Origin of the sequence: Hyphomonas chukchiensis, assembly GCF_000682695.1 — a bacterium.
In the GTDB taxonomy this organism is placed as follows: domain Bacteria; phylum Pseudomonadota; class Alphaproteobacteria; order Caulobacterales; family Hyphomonadaceae; genus Hyphomonas; species Hyphomonas chukchiensis.
Map to the genome: position 1 here is coordinate 1 of NZ_AWFG01000082.1, position 1022 is coordinate 1022.

A 1022-nucleotide genomic window follows, 5' to 3' on the forward strand; every position below is an offset into this window, starting at 1 on the left:
GTGTCTCTGCGCGTTGAAAACCGGGGTTTCGTTTTCGATCCTGCATAGGGGGCGGTTCCTGCAGCCGGCGATGATTGGAATCCGGCAACAGCTCTAAGCAGCACAACCAAAATTCAATTCAGAGTATACTCCGTGGCAATATACTCTGCAATTCAATTCAGTCTCGAAAATGGAAATTCGAGAGATATTCGCGTTGAACTTGAAGCGGTATAGACGCAAGGCTGGCCTTTCGCAGGAAGAGCTGGCACATCTTGCAGACATTGACCGCACTTACGTCAGCCTACTTGAGCGGCGCAGTTACAGTGCGACAATAGACGTAGTGGCAAAGCTTGCCGACGCCTTGGGCATCGAAGCATATTTGCTTCTCCAATCTCCATAACGAAGCTCGAAATAGTATGGGTGGACGATCCCTAGATAAACTAGCAGCGAACCGCTCATATCCTCTCTGTGAAGAAGGCTGTGGCAGCGAATCCCTTCCTCTCCGCCATTTACTTTAGCTCGCCCCAATATCGTTGATTTTATTCAAAAATACAGAGTTCCAATCGCCGGGCGCCACATGCTTGTGTGACAGTTTGTGTGACACTTGTTGTGTGACCTAAACATCATCGCATTGAAACGCCTCAGAGGACTTCAGATCTAATCCATAAATTTTCACAAGATCGTATCACGGCAAACGTTGTTCTATCTACGTTCTGATGCTTCCTAGTCATCATGACTGATATCGATCAAACCATCTATGTAGCTATTCGAGCCGCGCCCCTCAGGCTGCGTAAGGCATTGGCGAGTAAATTGCCTATCGACGGAGACCAAGCCACACGCGAATTGGTTGATCGGATTCTGGGTGCGCTTGAGGGATACGAAATCAGAAAAATTGACCGGCCGCCGGCGCCAGGTCATCGAGCCGACTGCGGACACCCCCGGAAAACCTAGCGTTAGACAAAGCCGCGTGCGATTCGGCTGCGGCGACATGAGCTATCAATTCGCTTTCACCGTTGCATAGTGACCTGAGCCCTTTGGCTCCC

Annotated in this window: 1 protein-coding gene; it reads left to right on the top strand. The window is 50.2% G+C overall.

Annotated elements, in window-relative coordinates:
- Positions 1 to 169 precede the first annotated feature (169 nt).
- Positions 170 to 379 carry a helix-turn-helix domain-containing protein gene (locus HY30_RS17495; protein ID WP_034744040.1) on the top strand — a complete coding sequence of 70 codons (210 nt, stop codon included), beginning with the start codon at positions 170 to 172 and terminating at the stop codon, positions 377 to 379.
- Positions 380 to 1022 lie beyond the last annotated feature (643 nt).